Source organism: Streptomyces sp. NPDC102279, assembly GCF_044766365.1.
Lineage (GTDB): Bacteria > Actinomycetota > Actinomycetes > Streptomycetales > Streptomycetaceae > Streptomyces.
Genome location: NZ_JBIWLU010000014.1, coordinates 197528 through 223751 on the forward strand (window position 1 = coordinate 197528; position 26224 = coordinate 223751).

Genomic DNA, 26224 nt, shown 5'->3' on the forward strand with positions numbered 1-26224 from the left:
GGAAGCGGCATAAGGAGGCACCCGGATGTCCCAGGGGAACACCGGTGTTACGTCGCAGGCAGTGCTCGCCCAGGCGTGCCCGGTCCGCGAGGTTCTTGACAGGGTCGCCGGAAAGTGGAGCGTGCTGATCATCGTGGCCGCGGCACACGGTCCGATCCGCTTCACCGAACTGGAGCGCAGCATCGAGGGGATCAGCCGGCGCATGCTGACCCTCACGCTGCGGCACCTGGAGCGCGACGGACTCGTCACGCGCACCGTGTACCCGACCGTGCCACCGAAGGTCGAGTACGAACTCACTCCGGTGGCACGGGAGTTGCATGTGACACTGCTCTCCCTGACCGACTGGGCCGAGCGGCACCGCGTCACCATCGCCGAGTCGCGCGCGGCCTACGACGCCGAGCACCGGCCGGAACTGCTGGACACGTAGGGCCCGCCGGTCCTGACCGGGCGCGTGCGGGGGACGCACCCGCCTCCCGGCGGGTGCGCTTCGCGGGGAGGGGCTCAGGTCCCCTCCGGCCGGGTCTACAGGCCGAGCGGGCCCGGGTCGGTGGCGAGCGCCTTGAAGGCGTCGCGCGGGCCGGAGACCAGCCGGCGCTCCCCGAGGTCCATCAGACCGCCGACGGCCGTGATCTCCGCCGCGACCGTGCCGTCCGTCCTGCGGATGGTCTGCTCGATGCGGAAACTCTTGCCCTCACCCCACAGGAAGACGCACGTCACCTCGACCTCGTCGCCGGCCCGCAGTTCGCGCCGATAGCGGATGGTCGTCTCCAAGGTGACCGGGCCGACCCCTCGGGCCGCCAGGGCCGCCTGGCTGATTCCGGCCGCCCGGAGCACCGACCAGCGGGCGTGCTCGGCGTACTGGAGGTACACGGCCTGGTTGAGATGGCCCTGCACATCGGTCTCGTACCCGCGCACGGTCACGGGCACGGAAAACGGTTCTGCCACGACGTTCCCTTCGATGACGGCGGTGCGGCGGCCCGGCGGCCGTTCGGCCGGTGCTGCGACCCTCGCACGGCGGAGCCGGTCCGCCGCTCCGGAAGCCGCCAACTCCCTTGTACATCACACCCGTCCGCGCGCGAGACACGTGCCCCGCGGAGGCGGGGCACGTCAGGCCCTGCGGGGCGAGGCCAGAAGGTAACGGGCGCCGGTGCGCGGCTCGGTGTGTTCGCCCGTCTGCCAGCCCGCCCCCTCCAGGGTGGCCGCACAGGCGCGCAGCGCCGCGGGGTCCGGTTCGTGGACGGCGACCGCCTCCGGCTGAGGGGTCGCCCGTACCCGGTATCCGCCGCCCTCCGCCGCGGCCGGACGGTGGCCCGCGGCCTCCAGGGCGAGCGCGGCGGCCTGCACGAGATGCGCACGCTCCCAGGCGCACGGACGGTCGGTGGCGCCGTCCGTGCGGGTCATGCGGCGCAGTTCCAGCAGGCCTTGCCAGGCGCTGTGCACCTCCCGCAGCCGGGCCGGGCCCGCCTCGGCCCCTTCCTCACCGCCGATCCGCGCGGAGAAGACCCCGGAGGCCGCCACGGCGGACGGCGCCGCGACTCCCGCCGGTGCGGAGGGCGAGGGAACGGAGTCCTGCGGAGCGTCGCGCACCCGGTGCCCGGCCGGCGTGAGGAAGTGGTCGCGTGGGGGACGCGGATGGCGGAACGCGAGCCCCCGCTTCACCAGCGCGGCGAGCTGCGTCTCGGTTCCCCGCAGCCGCCCGGTCACGGGATCGGCGGCCTCGATCAGGCGCCGCTGCGCGGCGGTCGGCGGTCGTGTCACGGCGCGCTCCCTCCACCCGGTGGTGCCACGGCGCTCCGCCTCCGCCGCAGGTCACTGCCGCTCGGGCAGCTCCCCGGCGGGGGTGAGCGGACCATGCGAACAGTACGCGTCGGGTCTGACATTCCACCCGGCCACCACATGACGCCGGTGCTCGGTGCTCAGCCGGCTCATCGTCCCGGTGCCGAGCTGGAACAGCGCGCCGCACTGGGCGGTCAGCCCGAGACGACGCGCGGTCAGCACCCGCAGGAAGTGGCCGTGCGAGACGACGACCACGCTGCCCTCCGACTCCGCGAGCGCCGCGTCGATCCTGGCCAGCATCCGTTCGGCGCGCGCCCCGACCTCCTCGGGGCTCTCCCCGGGATGCTCCGGCGGTCCGGCCGTGACGCCGTCGGTGAAGAGGAACCACTCGGGCCGCTCGCGGTGGATCTCGACGGTCGTGATCCCCTCGTACCCGCCGTAGTCCCACTCGGAGAGGTCGGCGTCCACGCGGGCGCCGCCGACCCCGGCCAGCTGGGCCGTCTCCCGGGCCCGCCGCATCGGGCTGACGAACGCCGCCGCGATGTGGTGCCGGGCGATCAGCGGGGCGAGCCGCCGCGCCTGCTCCCGGCCGTTGTCGGTCAGCGGGACATCGGTCGACCCCGTGTGCCGTCCGGACATCGACCACTCGGTCTCGCCGTGCCGTACGAGGAGCAGGTCACCCATCGCCGCACCCTTTCCGTCCCTGCGTCAGATGCTGTCCCCCGTACGGTGACACCGACCGGGCGGGAACGCAGCACCGGCTCCTCCGGTCGGCCCTACCAGGACCGCCGGGCCGGCTCTACTGCCGGTACCCGCCGAGGAACCGTCCGATCCTGCTGATCGCCGCGTCCAGGTCGTCGGCGTGCGGGAGGGTGAGGATGCGGAAGTGGTCGGGGCGCGGCCAGTTGAAGCCGGTGCCCTGGACGACCTGGATCTTCTCGCGCAGCAGCAGGTCGAGGACGAACTTCTCGTCGTCGTGGATCGGGTGCACCGCCGGGTCGATGCGCGGGAACGCGTACAGGGCGCCCTTGGGCTTGACGCACGAGACGCCCGGGATCTCGTTGAGCTTCTCCCACGCGCGGTCGCGCTGCTCGCGCAGCCGTCCGCCGGGCCCGGTCAGCTCGTGGATCGACTGCGGGCCGCCGAGCGCGGCCTGGATGGCGTACTGCGCCGGAGCGTTGGCGCACAGCCGCATGGAGGCCAGCATCGTCAGCCCCTCCAGATAGCTGCGGGCGTGCTGCTTGGGGCCGGTGACGACCAGCCAGCCGGACCGGAAACCGGCGACGCGGTAGGTCTTCGACAGACCGCAGAAGGTGAGGACGACCAGGTCGGGGGCGAGGGCGGCGGCCGAGTGGTGCACCTCGTCGTCGTACAGGATCTGGTCGTAGATCTCGTCCGCGAACACCATCAGGCCGTGCCGGCGGGCGAGGTCGAGGATGCCCTCGACGATCTCCTTCGGATAGACCGCGCCCGTCGGGTTGTTGGGGTTGATGATGACGACCGCGCGGGTCCGGTCGGTGATTTTCGACGCCATGTCGTCCAGGTCCGGGTACCAGTCGGCCTGTTCGTCGCAGAGGTAGTGCACCGCCTTGCCGCCGGCGAGGGTGGTGACGGCTGTCCAGAGGGGGAAGTCCGGTGCGGGGATGAGGACTTCGTCGCCGTCCTCGACGAGCGCCTGGACGGCCATGGAGACCAGCTCGGACACGCCGTTGCCGAGGAAGACGTCGTCCACGTCGACGGCGATGCCCCGGTCCTGGTAGCGCTGGGCGACCGCGCGGCGGGCGGACAGGACGCCGCGGGAGTCGGTGTAGCCGTGCGCCCGGGGCAGCATCCGGATCATGTCCTGGAGGATCTCCTCCGGCGCCTCGAAACCGAACAGTGCCGGGTTGCCGGTGTTGAGGCGCAGCACGCTGTGGCCCGCCGCCTCCAGAGCGTCGGCCTGCTCGATCACCGGACCGCGGATCTCGTAACAGACCTCGCTGAGCTTGCTCGACTGCCGGAACTCCATGCGCTGCGCCCTCCGGTTGTGGTGTTGCTTGGTTTTACCAAGTAGGAGCTTGGAAAGTCCAACAAGATAGCTAGACTGCGTCGCATGTCACCGCGCCGAAGCTACGACCAGTACTGTTCCGCCGCCCGTGCCCTCGACGCCGTCGGCGACCGGTGGACCCTCCTGATCGTCCGCGAACTGCTCGGCGGCCCGCGCCGCTACACCGACCTGCACGCCGATCTGCCCGGCGTCAGCACCGACGTGCTCGCCTCCCGGCTGAAGGACATGGAGCGGGACGGCCTGACCACCCGCCGCCGCCTGCCGCCGCCCGGCGCGGCCTACGTCTACGAACTGACCCGGCGCGGCGCGGAGTTGCTGCCGGTCCTCCAGGCCCTCGGGGAGTGGGGCGCGCCCGCGCTCGACGAGCGGCGGCCCACCGACGCCGTACGGGCGCACTGGTTCGCGCTGCCCCTGCTGCGAGGACTGGGGGCGCTGGGAGTGGGGGAGGGGCTCCTCGAAGTCCGCCTGGACGAGGGGCGGTTCCATGTGCGGCTCGGCGACGAGGACGCACCGCCCTACGGTGACGGCGAGGCTCCCGGGGAACCTGACGCCCGGCTGACGCTGGACACGCGGACGTGCGAGGCGGTGAGCCGCGGCGAGGCCACGCTGGTCGATTCGCTGCGGGCGGGCCGCGTCGAGGTGGACGGCGACGGACCCCTGGCGAAGGAACTGCGCGCCGTGTGACGGCCGTCGGCCTCCCCCGGAGGCGGGCCGACCGGGCCGGGGCCGCCGCGGCGACGGAGAGGCCCGCCGCATCCCCGGAGCGGGGGTACGGCGGGCCGTGGGCGGAGCGTTCCGGTCAGGCGCCCGGCGGCATCCGGTTCGGGCGGCCGCGGCCGCGCGTCAGCGCGTAGCCGCCGATCCCCGCGAGGGCCGCGAGGACACCGCCGACCCCGGTCCACACCCAGCGGTCGGACCACCAGCCGGACGTCCAGCCGTCGTCGGGTTCGAGCGAGGACAGCGCGGCCGAGGCCGAACCGGACTCCTCGTCGGAGTCCTCCGACTTCTCGGACGTCGTCGCGACGCCCGGGACGAGCGGCTTGGCGAGCGAACCGTCCACCGCGGCCGAACCGCCGATGTCCTTGGAGTCCACCCGCACCTCGGCGCTCACCGGCTGCCCGAGGTCACCCGCGCCGAGCCCGACCGCGGTGAGCCGGATGTAGTACGTGCCGGGCAGCGGGTCGTCGGCCCACGGCTCCGACCAGGCGCGGACCGTGCGCAGGGTGCAGGCCAGCTCCACCGAGGCGGCGTCCGTGGCCACAGTGCGGGTCTGTGCCCCGTACTGGCAGGCCTGGCGTCGGCGCAGACCGTCGTAGACGTCGATCTGCCAGGTCTGCGAGGCCGAGGGCTTGGAGGCCTCGGGCAGTTTCACCGTCGCCTTGACGGTGGGCCGCTGCCCGGCGTCCGCGGGGAACTGCCAGTACAGGTAGTCACCCGTGGAGCCGTTGGCGGTCGCCTGGGTGCCCTGCTCGACCTCGGTCGCCGTACGGAACGACGTACCGGCCTCGGTGGGCGCGCTCTCGTCACCGGACGGGCTCGCCGACGGCGAGGCGTCGGCGGCGGCGGGGGAAGCGGCCGCTCCGAGCAGGGCGGGCGCCGCGGCGACCCCCGACAGGAGCACGGCCGTGCTCAACACACGTCGGACACGCATCAGTTGGTCCTCCAGACCGCGAACCGCCAGCGTGAGATCCAGCCCCACAGGACACCCGCGAGGAAGCCGGCGAGCACCAGGGCGCCGAGCAGCCACCAGCCGCGTCCGAGGCCGAACGAGGCCACGTCCGCGGCCTGGTCGGGACCGTCGACGACGTCGACGGTCAGTTCCAGCGGCAGGCCGGGCGTGGTCTTCACGCCCGCCGCCGCGGAGAAGGAGTTGGAGACCTGGAGACACACGACCTCGGCGGGCGCGTCCTCGTCGTCGCTCTCGGCCTTCGGGTAGCGCAGACCGGTCGACACCACGTCGGTGCGGCCGTGGCCGGCCGCCTCGCCGCGCACGATCTCCCGCCCGTGCAGAGTGACCGCCCGCAGCAGCACCCCGTGGTCCGGGTTGACCTGGCGGTCGGCGCCGATGCTCACCGAGGCGCGCAGCTCCTTGCCGGGGTCGAGCTCCACGCGGTACCAGCGCTGCTGCGTGAACTCCTCGCGGTCGGTGTACAGGCCCGACTTGACGACGGGGGCGCCGGTGCACGCGGAGGCACCCTCGACCGCCACCGGCTTCACCACCGGATCGGCCGCGCGGTCGACCAACTGATTGACCCGGTCGCTGAGTTGTTCCTTGTGCTCGACCGAGGTGTACGTACCGCCGGTCGCCTCGGCGATGCAGCTGAGCTGCTTGCGCATCTTGACGTTCGGGACAAGGCCGAGGGTGTCGATGGTGAGGTCGATGCCCTTGGCGGCGATCTCGCGTGCCACCTCGCACGGGTCGAGGGGCTGGCAGGTGTCCTCGCCGTCGCTGATGAGGACGATCCGCCGGGTGCCCTCACCGCCCTGAAGGTCGTCGGCCGCCTTCAGGAGGGCGGGGCCTATCGGGGTCCAGCCGGTCGGGTTGAGGGTCGCGACGGCGGTCTTGGCCTCGGTGCGGTCCAGTGTGCCCACCGGGTACAGCTGGGCCGTGTCCTTGCAACCCGTCTTGCGGTCGTCCCCGGGGTAGTTGGCCCCGAGTGTGCGGATGCCGAGCTGCACCTCCTCCGGCGTCGCGTCGAGTACCTCGTTGAACGCCTGCTTGGCCGCGGACATCCGCGACTCGCCGTCGATGTCCCGGGCGCGCATCGAGCCGCTGACGTCCAGCAGCAGCTCGACCTTGGGCGCGGCCGCCGTGGTTTCGTCGGCGACCGCTCCGGCCGGGAACGCGATCCCCGCGGTCAGGGCGGCGAGCAGGGCGCAGACGCCCGCCGCCAGCCGTTGTCTTGTGATCATCGGCGGATCCTATTGATCAAAGGTGCCACGCTTCAAAACGAGAGGCGCCGCGTCTCACAACGAACGGGGCCCGCCGAGCGGTTGAGGCAGCAGTGTCCACTGGTCACCGGGGGTGCCGGGGGAGAGCCGCATCAAGGTGAGGGCCTTGGTGGGAAGTGGCTCACTCAGGAGCGCGGGCAGGTCCGCCGTGCGCGGAAGATCGGGTGCGACCGTCTCCAGCGCGTCGCGGAGCGCGGCCGTCGAGCCCGCTGTCGCGCCGAGCGCGCCGCCCACGAGCGAGCCGAAGAGCTTGCGGCGCAGCGCGGTCTCGTCGTCGGTGACGATGCGGCCGGACAGACCGCGGGCGGAGACGCCGTGGCGGGCCAGCCGGGCCGGGCTGACCCGGATGTCCGCCAGATCGCGGTAGACGAGCCGCACCGGGGCACCCGCGCCGTCCAGCACCACCAGCAGGTTCTGGCCGTGCGCCTCCAGGGCCACGCCCAGCTCCAGCAGCCGCAGCCCCACTCCGAGGACGAGCCGGGTGAACTCGGCCAGCCACGCGGGCTTTTCGGGCAGCCGGGTCAACGGCAGCGCGGCCACCGGGACGCAGCTTTCGCCCTCGCCGGCATACTCGTCGGGGGACTCACGCACCACCGCGGCGAGATCGGCGACCCCCGCGGAGGCCGCGCCGAGCGTGCGGGTGACGTGCAGCGGCGCGTCCAGCCGGGCCGTCAGTCCCTCCATGAACGCCGAGACCGCGTCCGCCGTCCGGACCGAGTACACCGAGATGTCCCGCACCGACGAGGTCAGCCGGGCGCTCAACGCCGTCTTCACATGCGGCCCGTCGGGCACGGCGAGGGTGCGCAGGGACATCAACGGAAGGGCGGAGAAGCCCTCCAGGACCTCGGCGTCGAGCACGTGCGCGGTCTGCCAGGGATGCACGGGGATCAGCACCCGCTCCCCGTCCCGCAGCCACTTCGGCCACTCGCCCGTCACGAGAGCGTCGTCCGCCGCCACCAGACCGAGCCGCACCGACGGCCGGTGCTCCGGACCGTAGGCGAACTGCTCGGCCAGCGAGAACCCCGGCCGGGAGCGGCAGTTGGGGTGATACGGATGTCCGTCCACGACCCGCTGCTCCCACTCCCAGCTCGCCGCGGACACCCCGGGGACACCGTTCACCCGGTCGGCCCGCGACAGCGCCAAGGAGGCGACGCTGTTGCCGAGTTCGGCCGAGAAGGAAGCCCCGTGCGGGACATCGAGGGCGTCCACGAGCCGCTCCGGCCGCTCGTACCGCGTCCCGTCGAGCAGCACTTCGCCGACGTACCCGTCGGTCGCGTACGGGTCGGGGCGCGGCCCGTGCAACCGGCGGCCGTCCCGCAGAAGCACCGTCAGGCCGCCACCGGCACGGTCACCGGCGTCGCCGTACCGGCCGGCGATCCACGGCAGCGGCTCGTACGCCAGCGCGCGCCACAGCCGCGTCAGCACGGCCGCCCGGGCGCCGGGCAGCGCGGCGGCGTACGGCAGCGACAGTTCGGGGCGCACACCGCTCAGTTCCTCGGCGAAAGCGGCCTCGGTGTCGGGCGTGGAGGGACGGGGCACGGGCGGGCTCCTCGGGTACGGGACTGCGTCGCGGTCGTCCGCCGGGGCAGACATACTGGTCACCAGTGCACCGTATGGATCGAACGGACCGGATGGATCGCGTGGACTTCAAGCCGACCGTGTTCCCCGCGCTCACCTGGGGCGACACGGACGAGGCCGCCGACGCGTACGCCGCCGCGCCGTTGCTCAATTGTCTCCTTCGCGAAGTCGCGGAGCCCACACCGGAACCGGGCGTTCACCGCCTGCCCGCCGACGGCACGCTGCTGCGGGTACGGGGCACCCGACGCCCCGTCGAACCCGAGGTGTACGCCGACGGGGCCTGGCGCCCGCTCGGTCACGCGGAGCTGGTCCGGCTCACGGCCGACGCGCTGTTGCGGGCCACCGGCGTCGCCAACTCCGAGCTGGCCGCCGAGATGACCGGCAGCCGGGACGTCGTCGCCGCGCTGCTGCGCGCCCGCGCGCGGACGACACCGCCCGAGGACCCGTACCGCCGCTCCGAGCAGTCCCTGATCCTCGGCCATCCGCACCATCCGGCGCCCAAGGTCCGCGGTGGCGGCCTCGTCGCCGACTGGCTGCCCTACGCCCCCGAGGCGTACGCCTCCTTCCCCGTGGACCTCCTCGCGGTGCGCGAGGACGCCGTCGCCGAGGACGGCGACACGACCGCCCTCGACGTGTTCGGCGAGGCCCCGCCCGGCTACCGGCTGCTGCCCGCCCACCCCTGGCAGCTCGCGCTCACGCGGTCCTCCCCGGAGATCCGCGCGGCGTTCGCCGACGGCCGGCTCCTGCGGCTCGGACGCACCCGCCGCCCCCTGTGGCCCACCGCGGCCATCCGCACGCTCTACGCCCCCGAGGACGACGTGTTCGTCAAGTTCAGCCTCGATGTGCGGATCACCAACGACATCCGCCGGCTGTGGCGGCACGACCTGCTGGAGCTGCGCGCCACGGACGCGGCTACCGCCGCCGCCTTCGCCGCCCGGCGCGGGCCCGCCGCCTGGCTGAGCGACCGCGGCTATCGCACCGCCGACTTCGCCTTCGAGGAACTCGCCGTCTTGGTCCGCGACGGACTGGCCGGCCACCTCGTCCCCGGAGCCACCCCGCTGCTCGCGGCCGCCCTCGTGGAGGGCTTCGACGGCAGCCCGCTCGACCGGCTCGCCGACCCCGCGGACTGGTGGGCCGCGTACCTCCGTCAGGTGGTGCCCCCGGTCCTGGAGGCGTTCGCCCGGCACGGTGTCGTCGTCGAGGCGCACCTGCAGAACACGGTGGTGGCCGTCGACGCGGCGGGACGGCCCGTACAGGCCCTGTTCCGGGACGCGGAAGGCGTGAAACTCCTGCCCGGCGTGACCCGCGAGGCCGGCTGGGAACGGCTCGTGTACTGCCTGGTCGTCAACCACCTCGCCGAGCTGGCCGCGCTGCTCGCCGAGCGGTTCCCCGGCGCCGACCCCTGGCCCGCCGTACGGGCCGAACTCCTGCGCCACGACGGGGAGGGGGACCTCCCCGAGATCGCCGCCCTGCTCACCTCGCCCACCCTGCCCGGCAAGACCAACCTGCTGCTGCGCTGGACGGGCGCGGACGGCGCGGACGCCCGCTATGTGCCGCTGCCGAACCCGCTGGCCGCCCTCTGATGCCGGCCGGAGAGGTAAAGCTTTTCCGCTGAACGGGCAACGGCATTCCCTTCAGCCGCAGGTGAGCACCGCGGCCGAAGCGGGGAGCGGGCGCGACATCTTGACCACCCGGTTGGTCCAGACCAATCATGGGGCCGCTTGCAGTCCGCCCCGGCGCGCAGGGCGGTCCCCGCACCGTCCACCCCCCCATTGCCGGGAGTCTCCGTGAGACCAGCCGTCACCACCCGCCCCCTCGCCGCGCTGACAGCGGTGCTCGCCGGGGCCGGCGCCCTGCTCGCCACCGCCGCACCGGCCCACGCCGACGCCACCCCTCTGCCCGCGCACGTGGTCGCGCCCTACTTCGAGACCTATCAGCCGGACGACGCCTCAGACCTGGCGGCGGCGTCCGGCAACCGCTACCTGACCCTGGCGTTCCTGCAGACCGAGAAGAAGGGTTCGTGCACCCCCTACTGGGACGGCGACACCTCCCTGCCGGTCGGCCAGGCTGCGTTCGGCAGCGACATCACCGACCTGCAGGCCCGCGGCGGCAACGCCATCCCGTCCTTCGGCGGCTACGCCGCGGACAACGGCGGCACCGAACTCGCCGACAGTTGCACCGACGTGGACGCGATCGCCGCGGCGTTCGAGAAGGTCATCAGCACCTACAACGTGCCGCGCATCGACCTGGACGTCGAGGACAACTCCCTGACGAACACGGCCGGCATCGACCGCCGCAACCAGGCGATCAAGAAGGTGCAGGACTGGGCCGCCGCCAACGGGCGCGCCGTCCAGTTCTCGTACACCCTCCCGACCACCACCGACGGCCTGGCCGCCAGCGGTCTGAAGGTGCTGAAGAGCGCGAAGACCGCAGGCGCCCGCATCGACGTCGTCAACCTCATGACGTTCGACTACTACGACGGCGCCACGCACCACATGGCGGACGACACGAAGACCGCGACGGCCGGGCTGGCGGGCCAACTGGCCACCCTGCAGCCGGACCTGACGCCCGCGCAGATCTGGGCGTCGATCGGCGTCATCGAGATGCCGGGCATCGACGACTTCGGCGCCGCGGAGACGTTCACCACCGCCGACGCCGCGGCGGTGGACTCCTGGGCGAAGACCCAGGGGATCAACACCCTCTCGTTCTGGGCCCTCCAGCGGGACAACGGCGGCTGCCCCGGCACCGGCGGCAGTGACACGTGCTCCGGCATCGCTCAGGACACCTGGGCCTTCAGCCACGCCTTCGCCGACTTCAACGGTTCCGGCACGCCGGTCTCCGACGACTTCGGGGTGGCCGTCGCCCCCGGCGCGGCCTCGGTGGCGCCCGGCGGCAGCACCTCGGCCACCGTCTCCACCTCGGTGGTCTCCGGCTCGGCGCAGCAGGTGGCCCTGAAGGTGACAGGTGCCCCCACTGGAGTGACCGCCACGCTCAGCCCGGCCTCGGTCACGGCCGGGGCCGCCTCCCGGCTCTCGGTGACCACCACGTCGGCCACGGCGCCGGGGACCTACCCCCTGACGGTCAGCGGTACGGCGGGCTCCACGTCGCACACGGCGACGCTCACCCTGACCGTCACCGGCGCGGGCGGCGGTGACGGCGGCGCCGTCGTCAACGGCGGCCTGGAGACCGGCTCGCTCGCCCCGTGGACCTGTGCCGCGGGCAGCGGGATCACCGGCACGACGGCGCACACCGGCACCCACGCGCTGGAGTCGGTGCCCACCTCCTCGGCGACCGGCCAGTGCGGACAGACGCTGACGCTGCTGCCGAAGACGAAATACACCCTCAGCGGGTGGGTGCAGGGCTCCTACGCCTACCTGGGCGTGAGCGGAGGCGCGACGGCCAGCGGCTGGGCCTCGTCCGGTGCCTGGACGAAGGTCTCGGTGCCGTTCACGACCGGCACCTCCGGAACCGTGACCGTGTACCTGCACGGCTGGTACGGCCAGGGCGCGGTGCACGGGGACGACCTCAGCGTGAGCTGAGCCCCCGAGGGGCCTGTGAGGGGCCTGCGCGCGCAGGGCTCCGCCGGTTCCGCGTACCGCCGGCGGGGACGGCCCGGTCACGAGGGCCGTCCCCGCCGGATCAGGCCTCGTCCGGTGCCGAAGAGGTCGCCGCCCCGCTCGCCGCACCCCGCGGCCCGAGGGTGAGGGGGCCGGCTGTTTTACAGTGGCGAGTGTGCTGCGCGACGTGACTGCTGTTCGATACGTGACCCCGCTGACGGCGGGCGGCTCCGTGCCCGGAGTCGTCGAGGCCGACGACCTGGGGACCTACGTCGTGAAGTTCACCGGCGCCGCCCAGGGCCGCAAGGCGCTGGTCGCCGAGATCGTCGTCGGCGAACTGGCGCGCGCCCTCGGGCTGCGCTTCCCCGAGCTGGTCCTCGTCCACTTCGACCCGGCGGTCGGCGGACACGAACCCCACCAGGAGGTCCAGGACCTGTTGCGGGCCAGCGCCGGGCTCAACCTCGGCATGGACTACCTGCCGGGCGCGCGGGACTTCACCCCCCAGGTCGCCCGGGCGTTCCCTGTCGACCCGCTGGAGGCGGGCAAGGTGGTCTGGCTGGACGCCCTCACCGTCAACGTGGACCGCACCGTGCACAGCTCCAACCTGATGGTGTGGCCCACCCTCGGCGTCGCGCCGCCCCGGCTGTGGCTGATCGACCACGGCGCCGCCCTCGTCTTCCACCACCGCTGGGACGCCTCGGCGCCGGACAAGGCGTACGACTTCAGGAGCCACGCGCTCGGCGGCTACGGCCCGGACACCCGCGCCGCCGACGCAGCACTCGCGCCGGAGGTCACCGAGGAACTGCTGCGCGCGGTACTGGCGCAGGTGCCCGACGCCTGGCTCGCCGACGAGCCGGGCTTCGCGAGCCCCGACGCCCTGCGCGAGGCGTACGTCGGCTATCTCCTCGCGCGCGTGCGGGCCTCCGCGGCGTGGCTCCCCACGGACTTCCCGAGCCGTGAACAGCTCGCGGCCGAGGACGCCGACCGCGCGGAGCGGACCCGGCAGGGCCGCCCGGACTGGCTCAAACGCGTCCCTGACCTGCATGGCAAACCGGCGGCGGAACAGGATTGGTCGGTACACCTCGGATGACGGACCGGATGAACGACACCCAGCGCGTGCAGATCGAGTACTGCACGCAGTGCCGCTGGCTTCCCCGTGCGGCCTGGCTGGCCCAGGAACTGCTCACCACCTTCGAGACGGAGCTGGACGAGCTGTCCCTGAAGCCGGGCACCGGCGGCGTCTTCGTCGTCCGGGTCAACGACGAGGTGGTGTGGGACCGCCGCGAGCAGGGCTTCCCCGAACCCACGGCGGTCAAGCGCCTCGTACGCGACCGAGTGGCCCCGGAGAGATCCCTGGGCCACTCGGACCGTACGACGGAGTGAGCGGACTCAGCCGGCCAGCTGCTCGTAGGCCGGCAGCGTGAGGAAGTCCGCGTAGTCCTCGTCCAGCGCGACCTTCAGGAGCAGGTCGTGCGCCTGCTGCCAGGAGCCCGCCGCGAAGGCCTCCTCGCCGATCTCGGCGCGGATGTCCGCTAGCTCCTGCGCGGCGATCTCGCGGGCCAGCTCCGGGGTGGCCGCCACGGTCCGGCCGTCGTGCTCGAAGACGACACCGGCGTTGATCCACTGCCAGATCTGCGAGCGCGAGATCTCGGCGGTGGCGGCGTCCTCCATGAGGTTGAAGATCGCGACCGCGCCGAGCCCGCGCAGCCAGGCCTCGATGTAACGGATGCCGACCTGGACGGCGTTGACGAGGCCGTCGTACGTCGGGCTGGCGTCGAGCGAGTCGACGGCGATCAGGTCGCCGGCCGCCACCGACACGTCCTCGCGCAGCCGCTCCTTCTGGTTCGGCCGGTCGCCGAGCACCGCGTCGAAGGAGGCCATCGCGATCGGGACGAGGTCCGGGTGGGCCACCCACGAGCCGTCGAAACCGTCGCCGGCCTCACGGTCCTTGTCGGCCTTGACCTTCTCGAAGGCGACCTTGTTGACCTCCTCGTCACGGCGCGAGGGGATGAACGCGGCCATGCCGCCGATCGCGTGCGCGCCGCGCCTGTGGCAGGTGCGGACGAGGAGTTCGGTGTAGGCGCGCATGAACGGCGCGGTCATCGTGACCGCGTTGCGGTCCGGCAGGACGAACTTGGCGCCGCCGTCGCGGAAGTTCTTGACGATGGAGAACAGGTAGTCCCAGCGGCCCGCGTTCAACCCGGCCGCGTGGTCGCGGAGTTCGTAGAGGATCTCGTCCATCTCGTAGGCGGCCGTGATCGTCTCGATCAGGACGGTCGCGCGGACAGTTCCCTGCGGGACGCCGACGTAGTCCTGGGCGAAGACGAACACGTCGTTCCACAGGCGGGCTTCGAGATGCGACTCCGTCTTCGGCAGGTAGAAGTACGGGCCCTTGCCGAGGTCGATGAGCCGCTGCGCGTTGTGGAAGAAGTACAGACCGAAGTCGACCAGCGCGCCGGGCACGGGCGTGCCGTCGGCGGCGACGAGGTGACGTTCGTTCAGGTGCCAGCCGCGCGGACGCATCACGACCGTCGCGAGCTCCTCGTTCGCCTTGAGGGCGTACGACTTGCCCGACCTCGGGTCGGTGAAGTCGATGTTCCGGGTGTACGCGTCGATCAGGTTGACCTGACCGAGGATCACGTTCTCCCAGGTGGGAGCCGAGGCGTCCTCGAAGTCCGCGAGCCACACGCGGGCACCGGAGTTGAGGGCGTTGATGGTCATCTTGCGGTCGGTGGGGCCGGTGATCTCGACACGGCGGTCGTTCAGTGCGGCCGGAGCGGGGGCGACCTTCCAGGAGTCGTCCGCGCGGATGGCGGCGGTCTCCGGGAGGAAGTCGAGTGTGGAGGTGCGGGCGATCTCGGCGCGGCGCTCGGCGCGGCGGGCGAGGAGCTCGTCACGCCGGGGCGTGAACAGCCGGTGCAGCTCGGCCACGAAGGCGAGGGCCGCGTCGGTGAGGACCTCTTCCTGCCGGGGCAGGGGCTCGGCGTCGACGATGGCCAGCGGGGACGGCGCTGGTGCGGACATGAGCTGTCACTTCCTTCAGCGAACTACGTGCGGGCTGCTACGGGCTGTGCGGGTGGATCACGGCGGCGTCGACGCGCCGTGGCACCCGGTGCCAGGGCGCGGGGGAACGGCGCCGGGCGCCCTCGACACGGCGGGGCGCTTCTGATCAGTGGATACTAGTTTCCTCATGGTGGAAGTTCAATGGTTTGTTGATGTCGAGATTCTCTGAGTCGACAGAAGGTGGCGCTCAGTGCCATCCCGTTCACTCAAGGTGGACCAGGTCGGCCTCCGTGTCGATGTCGAAGGCCTGCGCGACATCGCCGCACTCCACGAGTGTGATCGCGTCCTGGTGGGCCTTCAGGTAGGCGCGCGCACCCCGGTCGCCGGTGGCGCTCGCCGAGATCCCCGCCCAGTGGCCGGCGCCGAAGAGCACCGGATGGCCGCGCTCCCCGTCGTACGCCGCTGCGGCGAGCGTCCGCGGCGAGTTGTAGGCCCCGAGCACGCGGGCCACCGCCTGCGGGCCGATCCCCGGCTGGTCGACCAGCGACACCAGCGCGGCGCGGGCTCCGGAGTCCGTCAGTGAGCCGAGTCCCACCCGCAGCGAGGAGCCCATGCCCTCCTCCCAGTCGGGGTTGTCCACGAGCACGCATCCGGACAGCTCGGCCCGTTCCCGAACCTCCTTCGCCCGCGCGCCCAGCACGACATGGACGCTCCCGCAGCCACCCGCCCGCAACACCTCGACCGCGTGTTCGATGAGGGGGCGTCCCCGGTGGGGCAGGAGTGCCTTGGGGCGACCCCCGAGGCGCCGCCCGCCACCGGCGGCCAGCAACAGCCCGACCACCTGGTTCTTGTTCTCCGTCATGTCTCCTGCATACCGGACCGGCCCCCGGCGCGCCTCGGAACCCGGGCCGTCGCCCGCGATGTCCCCGGGCTGAATTTCGGTCCGGGCAGTGGCGCCCGGCGCACCGGGTGGCGTTTACTGGCCCGCGTCCCTGGGTCCTGTCGTCGCATCCCCGTCGTTCGCCCGGAGTGCGTGCATGGCGTCGACGGGCAGACGAGGGTGTGACGACAGGACCCAGGCGCCCGACCACCGCCACGGGGCGCGGGGGCCGACGCGAGAAGGACCGACGCACAACGGCGTGCGAGGGGGAGAGCTGTGTTGCGGAGCTTGGGGCAGAGACCAGTGACGGGCAGCGACGAGGACCCGAGGGTGGCGGAACTACGCACCGCCGTCTCCCGGCTGCGCCGTGAACTCGCCGCGCATCCGGCCGAGTTCCCGGACCGAGGCATCGCCGAGGAGGAGCTGGCGGCGCTCGCCGCGATGGCCGCCGGCGGCCTTCCCGAGACACCCCGGCTGCGCCGCTCGCTCTTATTGATCGCCGGTTCGATCGGCTCGGTCAGCGCCCTCGCGACCCGTCTCGCGGACGTCCGCAACGCGGTCGACCTCTTCGGGGAGCCCCCGCGCGAGAACCGCCGCTGACGCGACGACGGGGCCACCGCACGGCCCCCGACCGGCGTTTCAGCCCCGTCTGCGGATAACCCCGCGCTCGGTGGCCGCCGCCACCGCCGACGTGCGGGAGTCCACGCCCAACTTGGCGTAGATGTGCACCAGATGGGACTTCACGGTGGCCTGGCTCAGGAACAGCTTCTTGCTGATCTGCTGGTTCGAGAGGCCGTTCTTGACCAGTTCGAGGACCTCCAGCTCGCGGCGGCTCAGCGCGGCGGCCGGCGTGCGCATCCGGTCCATGAGGCGGTCGGCGACGGTCGGGGCGAGCGCCGAGTGACCCGAGGCGGCCGTGCGCACGGCCGCCGAGAGCTCCTCGGGCGGGGCGTCCTTGAGGAGGTAGCCGCAGGCGCCCGCCTCGACGGCGGCGAGGATGTCCGCGTCCGAGTCGTACGTCGTGAGGACCAGGACCCGCGGGGCACCGGGGCGCGCCGTGATCGCCGCGGTGGCCTCGGCGCCGTGCAGGCCGGCCCCGAACTGCAGGTCCATCAGGACGACGTCCACCCCACCCGCTCCGGCGCGTTCCACCGCCGCCTCCGCCGTCGGCGCCTCCGCGACGATCTCGAAGTCCGGCTCCGCGGAGAGCACGGCGCGCAGCCCGGCGCGGACGACCGGATGATCGTCGGCGAGCAGCAGCCGGACGCTCATGCGGTGCTCCCGACGGTGTGCGGCCCGGGAAGGCGGCCGTGGCCTGTGGACGTCATCCCCGCGGGCTCCGCCGCGGTGGGCAGCGGCAGGGTGACAGCCACCGCCGTACCCTGCCCGGGCGCCGACTCGACGGTGAACGTGCCGCCCAGCGACTCCGCGCGCGAACGCATCGCGGGCAGGCCGAAGCCCCCGTCCGCCCGGTCCCCGTCCGTCCCGCGCGGGTAGGGTCCGACCGCACCGGGGGCGAAGCCGACGCCGTCGTCGACCACGTCCAGAGCGACGGCGGTGTCCATGAAGCTGAGCGTGATCTCCGCACGGTCCGCCCGCCCGTGCCGCAGCGTGTTGCCGAGCGCCGACTGCGCGATCCGGAGCAGGGCGACCTCGTACGGGGTCGGGAGCGCGGCGGGTGGCCCGCTCACCGAGAAGCGAACCGCGGGAGCGTCCACGGCGGCCGCACGGCACAGCCGCTCCAGCGCCGCGCCGAGCGAGCCGCCGTCCAGACCGGGAGGCGTGAGGGCGCGGACGAACCGGCGGGCCTCGGCGAGGTTGTCCTGCGCGGTCGAGCGGGCCTGTTCCAGGTGCGGGGCCGCCGGGGAGTCCGCGGGCAGCAGGCGCTGCGCGGCCCGCAGCAGGAGCTGGATGCTGGACAGACCCTGGGCGAGCGTGTCGTGGATCTCGTGGGCGAGCCGTTCGCGCTCGGCGAGCGTGCCCGCGGTGCGCTCGGCCTCGGCCAGTTCCGCGCGGGTGGCGACGAGTTCCTCGATGAGTGCGCGGCGCCGCTCGCTCTCCTGGTACAGCGCCTCGTAGCCGAGCACCGTGGCCGCCGCGACCGCGGCCCCGAGGAGCGGCCCGATGAACGCCCCGGGAGTGAGGGGCGCGCCGTGCGCCACGAAGCTCGCGATGGCCGCCCCGGCGGTCAGCGTCACGGCCGGCACGCTCCAGCGCGCGGGCAGCAGGTGCAACTGGAGGAAGTAGAGGGGGAACGCCACCCACAGCGCGTCCGGTGACAGCGCGACGAGGACCAGCCAGCTCGCGCTCAGCGCGGCCAGCCAGAGCGCGGCGGCACGCCGCGAGCGCCGTACGGTCGTGCTGAACGCGCCCGCCGCGAAGACCGCGCCGGTCGCGAGCACCGACAGGACGACACCCCGCGGATGGGCGCTGTCCCCGGAACGGACGGCGGCCAGTGCCAGCAGCCCCGCGAGCAGGGCGTACAGACACAGGCGCAGGGTGGCCGCGACGGGGGAGCGGCGGGGGACATTCATGGTCGTTCCAGGGTAGGCGGGTCTCCGCGGACCCCGGTCAACCGAAAGGTTGAAAGCCGGCGCCCTCCTTCGCCGCCTCCGCCGGCCCCGGCCGGTCCGCCTTCCGGCACGGTTGCGCTCCGCCTTTCGACGCGGCGGAACCATGCCCGGGCGCGATGCCCCGGACGGGGTCCCGGCGACAGGGTGGGAGGCATGTTCGTCGCATGGAGAGACCTCCGGTTCGCCAAGGGGCGGTTCACCCTCATGGGAGGCGTGGTCGTGCTGATCACCCTGCTCGTCGGGCTGCTGTCCGGACTGACCGCCGGGCTCGCCGAGGAGAACACCTCGGCCGTCACCGGGCTGCCCGCCGACCACCTCGCCTTCGCCGCTCCGCCCGCCGGGCAGTCGGTGTCCTTCACCGGCGCCGAGGTCTCGTCGCGCGCCGTACGGAGCTGGGCCGACCGGCCGGGGATCGCCTCGGCCGAGCCGATCGGCGTCCGCACACTGAACGCGTCCGCCGGGCACCGTAGGGCCGCGGTGTCGTCGTTCGCCGTGCGGCCAAGTTCCGGGATCGCGCCGGACGGGGTCGGCCCCGGCCACGTCGTCCTGTCCGAGAAGGCGGCCGCCGAGCTGGATGCCGGCCCCGGGGACCGGGTGCGGCTCGGCGGAACCGAGCGGACCGTCGCCGCCGTGTCCGGGCGCGCCGCGTACAGCCACACCCCGGTGGTGTGGACCGAGGCCTCCGGGCCGGCGACCGTGATCGCCCTGCGGACCGACGGCGCGGACCTGACGGCCGGTGACCGGGCCGCGGGCACGAAGACCCTCAGCCGGGACGACGCCCTCACCGCCATCGGCTCCTACCGGGCCGAGAACGGCTCCCTCCAACTCATGCGCGGCTTCCTCTTCGTCATCTCGGCGCTGGTCATCGGGGCGTTCTTCACGGTCTGGACGATCCAGCGGTCGCCCGACATCGCCGTCCTGAAGGCGCTGGGAGCCTCGACGCCGTACCTGCTGCGCGACGCGCTCGGCCAGGCGGCGCTGATGCTCACCGGCGGAACCCTGCTCGGCACGGGACTCGCCGTCGGGGCCGGAGCCCTCGTGCGCGGCGGTGACGTGCCCTTCGTCCTGGACGGTCCGACCGTGCTCGTACCCGCCGCCGTGCTGGTCGCCCTCGGCACGCTCGGCGCGGGTCTCTCCGTCCGCCGGATCACCGCCGTCGACCCGCTGACCGCACTGGGAAGCGCCCGCTGAAGGCGCCGGAACCACCGGACCGACCACCAGGAAGTGCCCACATGAGCCTGACCCTCGACACCGTCACCCTCACCTATCCGGACGGCGACGGGCGCCTGACCGCCTTGGACGAGGTCGGCCTCGTCGTGCCGCCCGGAACCACCACAGCCGTCGTCGGCCCCTCGGGATCCGGCAAGTCCAGCCTCCTCGCGGTCGCGGCGACCCTGGTCACCCCCGACCACGGCCGCGTCCTCGTCGGCGGTACGGACACGGCGACGCTGAGCGCCGCGGAACGGGCCGTCCTGCGGCGCCGAGAGATCGGGATCGTGTTCCAGCAGCCGAACCTGCTGCCCTCGCTGACCGCCCTGGAACAGCTCCAGGTCATGGGCCACCTCGACGGAAGGCGTCAAGTGACGTCCCGTGCACGGGAGTTGCTCGGGTCGGTCGGGCTCGGCGACCTGGCCCACCGCCGGCCCCACCAGCTCTCGGGCGGTCAGCGGCAGCGGGTGAACATCGCCCGTGCCCTGGTCAACGAGCCGTCCGTGCTCCTGGTGGACGAACCGACCAGCGCCCTCGACCACGAGCGCGGCGCCGCCGTCCTCGGCCTGCTGCTGCGGCTCACCCGCGAACGCGGCACGGCCACCGTCCTCGTGACGCACGACCGCGCCCGTCTCGAAGAGGCGGACGCGGTGCGGGAGATGAGGGACGGGCGCCTGGGCCCGCTCGCCGTGACGGCCGGGAACGGCTGAGCCGGGCGACAGCCGCGGAGGCCGGAGCCCCCGGTCGAGCGGTCAGGCGGCGCCGGTTCCCGAACTGGCCAGCGCCTGCGACAGCTCGGCCGCGACCTGCTGGAGCACCGGCACGATCTTGTCGGTGGCGGCCTCGGTGACCCGGCCCGCGGGACCGGAGATGGAGATCGCCGCGGCGGTGGGGGAGTCGGGCACCGGGACGGCCAGGCAGCGGACGCCGATCTCCTGCTCGTTGTCGTCCACCGCGTACCCGGTGCGGCGCACGTCCTCCAGCGCCGCGAGGAAGCCGTCCGGCGTGGTGATCGTCTTCTCCGTCGCCGCGGGCATGCCCGTACGGGCGAGGAGCGCGCGCACCTCGTCGGCCGAGGCGTGGGCCAGCAGTGCCTTGCCCACGCCCGTGGAGTGCGGCAGCACCCGGCGGCCCACCTCGGTGAACATGCGCATCGAGTGCTTGGAGGGCACCTGGGCGACGTAGACGATCTCGTCGCCGTCGAGCAGTGCCATGTTCGCCGTCTCGCCGGTCTCCTCGACGAGGCGCGCCAGATAGGGGCGGGCCCAGGTGCCGAGCAGCCGGGAGGCGGACTCGCCGAGCCGGATCAGGCGGGGGCCGAGCGCGTACCGGCGGTTGGTCTGCTGGCGCACGTAACCGCAGGCCACCAGGGTGCGCATCAGGCGGTGGATGGTGGGCAGCGGGAGCCCGCTGCTCGCGGAGAGCTCGCTCAGGCCGACCTCGCCCCCGGCGTCCGCCATGCGCTCCAGCAGATCGAAGGCACGCTCCAGGGACTGGACGCCACCACTGGGAGCGGGCGATTTGGCGGCGTCGGTGGTGCTGGCGCTGGACGGCGACACGGCGGCGGTCCTTTCAGGGCGCAGAATCGAGAGGCATGACCCGAAGGCTCTCGATCAGGGCGGTGGCCGGTGACGGACGGGCAGAGACGCAGCCTACCCGGCGGTCGGTCGACCACCTGGTTGTACGTCACTACGTTCTGCTTGCCGGAAGTCTACTTCCGCTTTGTGGAAACATCCAGAGAATGCGGATGACGGGTGCAGAGTGAAGGGGACTCTTGACGGCGCGGAGGTCGGAGTGAAGACTCCTTCAACAGAACGTTGAATTTCGTTACGTGGAAGTAAACCCGCGTCACGGGCGTCAACGGCGGCAGAGAGAGGGGTCCGGGTGTCCGACGTCGAACTGGTGCTGCGCTCGACACGCGTCATCACTCCCGAAGGGACGCGTGCCGCCTCGGTCGCGGTCACCGCGGGGAAGATCACGGCCGTGCTTCCGCACGACGCCGAGGTACCGGCCGGTGCCCGGTTCGAGGACTTCGGCGACGACGTCCTGCTGCCCGGCCTGGTCGACACGCATGTCCATGTGAACGACCCCGGCCGCACCGAGTGGGAGGGGTTCTGGACCGCGACCCGCGCCGCGGCCGCCGGCGGCATCACCACCCTCGTCGACATGCCGCTCAACTCCCTCCCACCGACGACGACGGTCGACAACCTCCGCACGAAGCGGGATGTCGCCCGCCCCAAGGCGCACATCGACGTCGGCTTCTGGGGCGGCGCGCTCCCGGACAACGTCAAGGACCTGCGGCCGCTGCACGAGGCGGGCGTCTTCGGCTTCAAGGCGTTCCTGTCGCCCTCCGGTGTCGAGGAGTTCCCCGAGCTCGACCAGGAGCAGCTGACCCGCTCCCTCGCCGAGATCGCGGGCTTCGGCGGCCTGCTGATCGTCCACGCCGAGGACCCGCACCACCTGGCCGCCGCCCCGCAGAAGGGCGGCCAGAAGTACGCCGACTTCCTCGCCTCGCGCCCCCGCGACGCCGAGGACACCGCCATCGAGAGCCTCGTCGGGCAGGCCCGGCGCCTCGACGCGCGGGTGCACGTGCTGCACCTGTCGTCGAGCGACGCCCTCCCGCTGATCGCCGCCGCGAAGGCCGACGGCGTCCGCCTCACCGTGGAGACCTGCCCGCACTACCTCACCCTGACCGCCGAGGAAGTCCCTGACGGCGCCAGCGAGTTCAAGTGCTGCCCGCCCATCCGCGAGGCCGCCAACCAGGACCTGCTCTGGCAGGCGCTGGCCGACGGCACCATCGACTGTGTCGTCACCGACCACTCGCCGTCGACCGCCGACCTCAAGACGGACGACTTCGCCACCGCGTGGGGCGGCATCTCCGGCCTCCAGCTCAGCCTGTCCGCCGTCTGGACCGAGGCCCGCAGGCGCGGCCACGGACTGGAGGACGTGGTCCGCTGGATGTCCTCCCGCACGGCCGAACTGGTCGGCCTCGGTGACCGCAAGGGCGCCATCGCGCCGGGCCGGGACGCCGACTTCGCCGTCCTCGCCCCCGACGAGACGTTCACCGTCGACCCGGCGGCGCTCCAGCACCGCAACCGGGTCACGGCCTACGCCGGCAAGACCCTCAGCGGTGTCGTCAAGTCGACCTGGCTGCGCGGCGAACGCATCGTCGCCGCAGGCGAGTTCACCGAACCCACCGGACAGCTCCTCACCCGGAACCCGTAGCCCCACCCACGCCAGGGGCCCTCCCTCCCCCCTCGGGTGACGGGCCGACTCCACCCCCCATTCCCCTTTCTTCCCGCGAACCGCACCACCGACCGCCGCACCGCACTCCGGCACCCGCACCCGCAACGGCCGACCCCCGAAAGGCAGATCGATCATCGTGACGGCGCAGAACCCGCCCGTTTTGGCCACCTTCACCGGAGACGCGAACCCCTACGGAGGCGGCGACCCGTACGCCGACTACCGCACCGCCGACTTCCCCTTCACCCAGTACGCCAACCTCGCCGACCGGCAGCTCGGCGCCGGGGTCGTGGCGGCGAACGACGAGTTCTTCGCCCAGCGCGAGAACCTCCTCGTGCCCGGCGCCGCCGAGTTCGACCCCGAGCACTTCGGGCACAAGGGCAAGATCATGGACGGCTGGGAGACCCGGCGGCGCCGCGGCGTCTCCGCCGGGCACCCGTGGCCGACCGCCGACGACCATGACTGGGCCCTGGTCCGCCTCGGTGCCCCCGGCGTGATCCGCGGCATCGTGGTCGACACGGCGCACTTCCGCGGCAACTACCCGCAGGCGGTGTCCGTCGAGGGCACCTCGCTGCCGGGTTCGCCGTCCCCCGAGGAACTGCTCGCGGACGACGTGAAGTGGACGACTCTCGTACCGCGCACGGCGGTCGGCGGCCACGCTGCCAACGGGTTCGCCGTCCTGGCCGAACAGCGCTTCACCCACCTGCGCGTCAACCAGCACCCCGACGGCGGCATCGCCCGGCTGCGTGTGTACGGCGAGGTCGTGCCCGACCCGCGGTGGCTGTCCGTCCTCGGCGCCTTCGACGTCGTGGCCCTGGAGAACGGCGGCCAGGTCGAGGACGCCTCCGACCGCTTCTACTCCCCGGCCACGAACACCATCCAGCCGGGCCGCTCCCGCAAGATGGACGACGGCTGGGAGACCCGCCGCCGCCGTGACGACGGCAACGACTGGATCCGCTACCAGCTCGTCGCCCAGTCCGAGATCCGCGCGATCGAGATCGACACGGCGTACCTGAAGGGCAACAGCGCCGGATGGGCGTCGGTGTCGGTGCGCGACGGCGACGCGGGGGAGTGGACCGAGGTCCTGCCCCGCACCCGCCTCCAGCCCGACACCAACCACCGCTTCACCCTCGACGCACCGGTCGTCGGCACCCACGCGCGCGTGGACATCTTCCCGGACGGCGGCATCTCCCGCCTGCGTCTCTTCGGCTCGCTGACGGAGGACGGCGCCTCCCGGCTGGCGGCCCGCCACCAGGAACTGGGCGGCTGACCTTTCCCGCCCGACCCGACCGCCGTACCGCGTCACCGCCCCACCCGGCCGGTGACCGCGCACCTGTGGGCCGCACCGGAATCGGTGCGGCCCACAGGCCGTGACGGCTCGCGCACCCGTCCGGTCCCCGTCCTCGGGGTGCGTTCGCCGGGCGCCGCGCGTGACGGTCCACTTCAGGCGCGGACGCCCACCCTCGTAAGGGGACCTCCGTCCGGCCGCGTCACGCCGCGTGGCCGCCGTCCACGGCGAACTCCGCCCCGGTGACGAAGGCGGCCTCGCTCCCGGCCAGGTACGCGACCATCGACGCCACCTCGTCGGCCGCGGCGAAGCGGCCCACCGCTGTCAGGGCGACCTGACCGGACGCGAACGGGCCGTCCGCCGGGTTCATGTCGGTGTCGGTCGGCCCGGGGTGGACGATGTTGGCGGTGACCCCGCGCCCGCCCAGTTCCCGGGCGAGCGCCTTGGTCAGGCCGATCAGCGCGGACTTGCTCGTCGCGTAGAGGGTCCCGCCGGGGCCGGGGACCCGCTGGGACATGCAGCTGCCGATCGTGATGATCCGCCCGCCCGTCCCGAGGTGCGGCGCGGCCGCCTGCGAGGTCAGGAAGACCCCCCGGACATTGACGGCGAGCACGTGGTCGACGTCCGCCAGGGACAGCGATCCAAGGGGTCCCAGCACACCCGTGCCCGCGTTGTTGACGAGCACGTCGAGCCGCCCGAACTCCTCGACGACGCGGTCCACCACCCCACCGGCCTCGACCGCGTCCGAGGAGTCCGCGCACAGTGCGAGCCCCCGGACGCCGAACGCCTCGACGGCCCGTACGACCTCCGCCGCGGCCTCCTTGCCGCGCACATACGTGACGGCCACGTCCGCACCCTCGCGGGCGAGGCGCAACGCGGTCGCCGCCCCGATGCCCCGGCTGCCCCCGGTCACGAGGGCCACCTTGCCCTTCATCGCTTCTCCGCCCTCCGTGTCGTTCGTTCCCTTGCCGCTGTTCGTGCCGCTCGCGATGTCCTGAGTAGTCATGGGTCCATCCCAGCGGGCGCGAGCCGGCGAAGCTGGCGGCGAACGGACGCCGAGCTCACCGCACCCGGCGCCGGGCCCGGCGGCGGGTGAGCCGCCGGGCCCGACAGCTCACCCGATGGGCCGGAACTCTTCGCTCCGCTTCTCTCGTTCTTCCGGCGTGACCCTTCAGCAAGAGATCGTCGGCAGCGCCATGCAGATGGCGGTCGTGAGCCTGCGCCCCGGCCAGACCGTGTACTGCGAGGCGGGGAAGTTCCTGTTCAAGACGACCGGCGTGACCATGGAGACCCGGCTCTCCGGCCCGCCGGGCGGCGGGGGCGGTGCGCCGCAGGCCGGCGGGGGTGGCGGCGGCGGTGGTGGCATGGGCGGCATGCTGCGCCAGGCCATGGGCACCGCCATGCAGGCCGGGCAGCGCGCCCTCGCGGGCGAGTCGCTCGCGTTCCAGTACTTCACGGCGGTGGGCGGCGAGGGCACCGTCGGGTTCGCGGGCGTGCTGCCCGGCGAGATGCGCGCCCTGGAGCTGGACGGCACGCGCGCGTGGTTCGCCGAGAAGGACGCCTTCGTGGCGGCGGAGTCGAGCGTGCGGTTCGGGATCGCCTTCCAGGGCGGCCGGACGGGGCGGAGCGGCGGCGAGGGATTCGTCCTGGAGAAGTTCACCGGGAACGGCACGGTGATCATCGCGGGCGCGGGCAACTTCATCGACCTGAACCCGGCGGACTTCGGCGGCCGCATCGAGGTGGACACCGGTTGCGTCGTCGCCTTCGAGGACGGCATCCGCTACGGCGTCCAGCGCATCGGCGGCCTGAACCGGCAGGGCCTGATGAACGCGGTCTTCGGCGGCGAGGGGCTGTCGCTCGCCACCCTGGAGGGCAACGGCCAGGTCATCCTCCAGTCCCTCACCATCGAGGGGCTCGCCAACGCCCTGAGGAAGGCCCAGGGCGGCGACAAGCAGGGTCCGACGGGCGGTCTCTTCTCGACCGACGAAGGGTGACGCGGGCGGGCGTCCGCCGTCCGGGCCGGCCGAGGGGGCGATGCGGTCGGGCCGGCCGGGGACCGATGAGTCGCGGGAGCCGGTGGAGTCTGCAGAGATGACCGAGGACCCCACGGATGGAAGC

The 26224-nt window shown here is 73.0% G+C and carries 25 protein-coding genes; 12 read left to right on the forward strand and 13 right to left on the reverse strand.

Translation table 11 applies throughout. The features are described from left to right. Window positions 1-25 precede the first annotated feature (25 nt). Complete coding sequence (locus tag ACIRQH_RS32785; RefSeq protein WP_404228350.1) at window positions 26-427, forward strand: winged helix-turn-helix transcriptional regulator; 402 nt, start codon at window positions 26-28, stop codon at window positions 425-427. A 95-nt stretch (window positions 428-522) separates the two neighbouring features. Here ACIRQH_RS32785 and ACIRQH_RS32790 read toward each other — a convergent pair whose 3' ends face one another. The 4 genes from ACIRQH_RS32790 to ACIRQH_RS32805 form a co-directional block, all read right to left on the reverse strand. After that, window positions 523-945, reverse strand: a complete 423-nt coding sequence (locus ACIRQH_RS32790; RefSeq protein ID WP_358820393.1) for an acyl-CoA thioesterase — start codon at window positions 943-945, stop codon at window positions 523-525. Between the two features lie 162 nt (window positions 946-1107). Beyond that, a complete protein-coding gene (locus ACIRQH_RS32795) occupies window positions 1108-1758 on the reverse strand; it encodes a hypothetical protein (protein ID WP_388871298.1) in 651 nt (216 codons plus the stop codon). Between the two features lie 51 nt (window positions 1759-1809). Then, window positions 1810-2460: a histidine phosphatase family protein gene (locus tag ACIRQH_RS32800; RefSeq protein WP_388871296.1), complete on the reverse strand. Its 651-nt coding sequence runs from the start codon at window positions 2458-2460 to the stop codon at window positions 1810-1812. 115 nt (window positions 2461-2575) lie between these two features. Continuing rightward, window positions 2576-3784, reverse strand: coding sequence for a pyridoxal phosphate-dependent aminotransferase (locus ACIRQH_RS32805; protein WP_358820390.1), 1209 nt, complete (start codon window positions 3782-3784; stop codon window positions 2576-2578). Between the two features lie 84 nt (window positions 3785-3868). On the opposite strand from ACIRQH_RS32805, the gene ACIRQH_RS32810 reads away from it, so the two are divergent. Next, window positions 3869-4507, forward strand: a complete 639-nt coding sequence (locus ACIRQH_RS32810; RefSeq protein WP_404228354.1) for a winged helix-turn-helix transcriptional regulator — start codon at window positions 3869-3871, stop codon at window positions 4505-4507. Window positions 4508-4622: 115 nt separating this feature from the next. On the opposite strand, the gene ACIRQH_RS32815 is transcribed toward ACIRQH_RS32810, so the two are convergent. From ACIRQH_RS32815 to ACIRQH_RS32825, 3 genes are read right to left on the reverse strand one after another with little or no spacing between them, the layout of a single operon-like run. After that, window positions 4623-5474 (reverse strand): hypothetical protein, encoded by an 852-nt coding sequence (locus ACIRQH_RS32815; protein WP_358820388.1) that lies wholly within the window; start codon window positions 5472-5474, stop codon window positions 4623-4625. Continuing rightward, complete coding sequence (locus ACIRQH_RS32820) at window positions 5474-6736, reverse strand: VWA domain-containing protein (RefSeq protein ID WP_358820387.1); 1263 nt, start codon at window positions 6734-6736, stop codon at window positions 5474-5476. Before ACIRQH_RS32820 ends, ACIRQH_RS32815 begins: the two co-directional genes overlap by 1 nt. A 54-nt stretch (window positions 6737-6790) precedes the next feature. Further along, complete coding sequence (locus ACIRQH_RS32825) at window positions 6791-8314, reverse strand: IucA/IucC family protein (protein ID WP_388878485.1); 1524 nt, start codon at window positions 8312-8314, stop codon at window positions 6791-6793. A gap of 92 nt (window positions 8315-8406) precedes the next feature. On the opposite strand from ACIRQH_RS32825, the gene ACIRQH_RS32830 reads away from it, so the two are divergent. From ACIRQH_RS32830 to ACIRQH_RS32845, 4 genes are all read left to right on the forward strand, one after another. Next, the gene (locus ACIRQH_RS32830) at window positions 8407-9936 is read left to right on the forward strand and encodes an IucA/IucC family protein (protein ID WP_404228357.1); all 1530 of its coding nucleotides are present in this window, start codon (window positions 8407-8409) and stop codon (window positions 9934-9936) included. 204 nt (window positions 9937-10140) lie between these two features. Further along, complete coding sequence (locus tag ACIRQH_RS32835; RefSeq protein WP_404228360.1) at window positions 10141-11892, forward strand: glycosyl hydrolase family 18 protein; 1752 nt, start codon at window positions 10141-10143, stop codon at window positions 11890-11892. A gap of 193 nt (window positions 11893-12085) precedes the next feature. Further along, window positions 12086-13000 carry a HipA family kinase gene (locus ACIRQH_RS32840; protein WP_404228363.1) on the forward strand — a complete coding sequence of 305 codons (915 nt, stop codon included), beginning with the start codon at window positions 12086-12088 and terminating at the stop codon, window positions 12998-13000. An 8-nt stretch (window positions 13001-13008) separates the two neighbouring features. Next, the gene (locus ACIRQH_RS32845) at window positions 13009-13293 is read left to right on the forward strand and encodes a SelT/SelW/SelH family protein (protein ID WP_358820383.1); all 285 of its coding nucleotides are present in this window, start codon (window positions 13009-13011) and stop codon (window positions 13291-13293) included. A 6-nt stretch (window positions 13294-13299) separates the two neighbouring features. Here the strand turns inward: ACIRQH_RS32845 and aceB are convergent, their stop codons facing one another. Together aceB and ACIRQH_RS32855 are read right to left on the reverse strand one after the other, a co-directional pair. Then, window positions 13300-14934, reverse strand: coding sequence for a malate synthase A (gene aceB, locus ACIRQH_RS32850; protein WP_388878473.1), 1635 nt, complete (start codon window positions 14932-14934; stop codon window positions 13300-13302). A 241-nt stretch (window positions 14935-15175) separates the two neighbouring features. Beyond that, window positions 15176-15775: an NTP transferase domain-containing protein gene (locus tag ACIRQH_RS32855; RefSeq protein ID WP_388878470.1), complete on the reverse strand. Its 600-nt coding sequence runs from the start codon at window positions 15773-15775 to the stop codon at window positions 15176-15178. 294 nt (window positions 15776-16069) lie between these two features. Here ACIRQH_RS32855 and ACIRQH_RS32860 point away from each other — a divergent pair, with 294 nt between their 5' ends. After that, window positions 16070-16393: a DUF5955 family protein gene (locus ACIRQH_RS32860; protein ID WP_358820380.1), complete on the forward strand. Its 324-nt coding sequence runs from the start codon at window positions 16070-16072 to the stop codon at window positions 16391-16393. A gap of 39 nt (window positions 16394-16432) precedes the next feature. On the opposite strand, the gene ACIRQH_RS32865 is transcribed toward ACIRQH_RS32860, so the two are convergent. Beyond that, complete coding sequence (locus tag ACIRQH_RS32865; protein ID WP_404228367.1) at window positions 16433-17065, reverse strand: response regulator; 633 nt, start codon at window positions 17063-17065, stop codon at window positions 16433-16435. After that, window positions 17062-18327 carry a sensor histidine kinase gene (locus ACIRQH_RS32870; protein WP_388878467.1) on the reverse strand — a complete coding sequence of 422 codons (1266 nt, stop codon included), beginning with the start codon at window positions 18325-18327 and terminating at the stop codon, window positions 17062-17064. Before ACIRQH_RS32870 ends, ACIRQH_RS32865 begins: the two co-directional genes overlap by 4 nt. Window positions 18328-18519: 192 nt before the next feature. On the opposite strand from ACIRQH_RS32870, the gene ACIRQH_RS32875 reads away from it, so the two are divergent. Together ACIRQH_RS32875 and ACIRQH_RS32880 are read left to right on the forward strand one after the other, a co-directional pair. Beyond that, window positions 18520-19557 carry an ABC transporter permease gene (locus ACIRQH_RS32875; RefSeq protein WP_388878464.1) on the forward strand — a complete coding sequence of 346 codons (1038 nt, stop codon included), beginning with the start codon at window positions 18520-18522 and terminating at the stop codon, window positions 19555-19557. A gap of 41 nt (window positions 19558-19598) precedes the next feature. Beyond that, entirely contained in the window at window positions 19599-20285 is a 687-nt protein-coding gene (locus tag ACIRQH_RS32880; RefSeq protein WP_388878461.1) for an ABC transporter ATP-binding protein, read from the forward strand. Window positions 20286-20327: 42 nt separating this feature from the next. Here ACIRQH_RS32880 and ACIRQH_RS32885 read toward each other — a convergent pair whose 3' ends face one another. Beyond that, window positions 20328-21134 carry an IclR family transcriptional regulator gene (locus tag ACIRQH_RS32885; protein WP_358820375.1) on the reverse strand — a complete coding sequence of 269 codons (807 nt, stop codon included), beginning with the start codon at window positions 21132-21134 and terminating at the stop codon, window positions 20328-20330. Between the two features lie 325 nt (window positions 21135-21459). Here ACIRQH_RS32885 and allB point away from each other — a divergent pair, with 325 nt between their 5' ends. Together allB and alc are read left to right on the forward strand one after the other, a co-directional pair. Then, window positions 21460-22800 (forward strand): allantoinase AllB, encoded by a 1341-nt coding sequence (gene allB / locus ACIRQH_RS32890; RefSeq protein WP_358820374.1) that lies wholly within the window; start codon window positions 21460-21462, stop codon window positions 22798-22800. Between the two features lie 157 nt (window positions 22801-22957). Then, on the forward strand, window positions 22958-24088 hold the full coding sequence (alc, locus tag ACIRQH_RS32895; RefSeq protein WP_358820373.1) for an allantoicase: 1131 nt from the start codon (window positions 22958-22960) through the stop codon (window positions 24086-24088). Window positions 24089-24308: 220 nt separating this feature from the next. On the opposite strand, the gene ACIRQH_RS32900 is transcribed toward alc, so the two are convergent. Next, window positions 24309-25040: a 3-oxoacyl-ACP reductase family protein gene (locus ACIRQH_RS32900; RefSeq protein WP_388878516.1), complete on the reverse strand. Its 732-nt coding sequence runs from the start codon at window positions 25038-25040 to the stop codon at window positions 24309-24311. 229 nt (window positions 25041-25269) lie between these two features. Between ACIRQH_RS32900 and ACIRQH_RS32905 the strand changes: the two genes are divergently transcribed. After that, window positions 25270-26100, forward strand: a complete 831-nt coding sequence (locus ACIRQH_RS32905; RefSeq protein WP_358820372.1) for an AIM24 family protein — start codon at window positions 25270-25272, stop codon at window positions 26098-26100. The last annotated feature ends 124 nt before the right edge of the window (window positions 26101-26224 follow it).

Excerpts from the sequence above, each read along its gene's own strand:
- ACIRQH_RS32785 (WP_404228350.1), top strand. The coding sequence starts at position 26 with ATGTCCCAGGGGAACACCGGTGTTACGTCGCAGGCAGTGCTCGCCCAG.
- ACIRQH_RS32800 (WP_388871296.1), bottom strand. The coding sequence starts at position 2,460 with ATGGGTGACCTGCTCCTCGTACGGCACGGCGAGACCGAGTGGTCGATG.
- ACIRQH_RS32805 (WP_358820390.1), bottom strand. The coding sequence starts at position 3,784 with ATGGAGTTCCGGCAGTCGAGCAAGCTCAGCGAGGTCTGTTACGAGATC.
- ACIRQH_RS32810 (WP_404228354.1), top strand. The coding sequence starts at position 3,869 with ATGTCACCGCGCCGAAGCTACGACCAGTACTGTTCCGCCGCCCGTGCC.
- ACIRQH_RS32815 (WP_358820388.1), bottom strand. The coding sequence starts at position 5,474 with ATGCGTGTCCGACGTGTGTTGAGCACGGCCGTGCTCCTGTCGGGGGTC.
- ACIRQH_RS32820 (WP_358820387.1), bottom strand. The coding sequence starts at position 6,736 with ATGATCACAAGACAACGGCTGGCGGCGGGCGTCTGCGCCCTGCTCGCC.
- ACIRQH_RS32830 (WP_404228357.1), top strand. The coding sequence starts at position 8,407 with ATGGATCGCGTGGACTTCAAGCCGACCGTGTTCCCCGCGCTCACCTGG.
- ACIRQH_RS32845 (WP_358820383.1), top strand. The coding sequence starts at position 13,009 with ATGAACGACACCCAGCGCGTGCAGATCGAGTACTGCACGCAGTGCCGC.
- aceB (WP_388878473.1), bottom strand. The coding sequence starts at position 14,934 with ATGTCCGCACCAGCGCCGTCCCCGCTGGCCATCGTCGACGCCGAGCCC.
- ACIRQH_RS32855 (WP_388878470.1), bottom strand. The coding sequence starts at position 15,775 with ATGACGGAGAACAAGAACCAGGTGGTCGGGCTGTTGCTGGCCGCCGGT.
- ACIRQH_RS32865 (WP_404228367.1), bottom strand. The coding sequence starts at position 17,065 with ATGAGCGTCCGGCTGCTGCTCGCCGACGATCATCCGGTCGTCCGCGCC.
- ACIRQH_RS32870 (WP_388878467.1), bottom strand. The coding sequence starts at position 18,327 with ATGAATGTCCCCCGCCGCTCCCCCGTCGCGGCCACCCTGCGCCTGTGT.
- ACIRQH_RS32875 (WP_388878464.1), top strand. The coding sequence starts at position 18,520 with ATGTTCGTCGCATGGAGAGACCTCCGGTTCGCCAAGGGGCGGTTCACC.
- ACIRQH_RS32880 (WP_388878461.1), top strand. The coding sequence starts at position 19,599 with ATGAGCCTGACCCTCGACACCGTCACCCTCACCTATCCGGACGGCGAC.
- ACIRQH_RS32900 (WP_388878516.1), bottom strand. The coding sequence starts at position 25,040 with ATGAAGGGCAAGGTGGCCCTCGTGACCGGGGGCAGCCGGGGCATCGGG.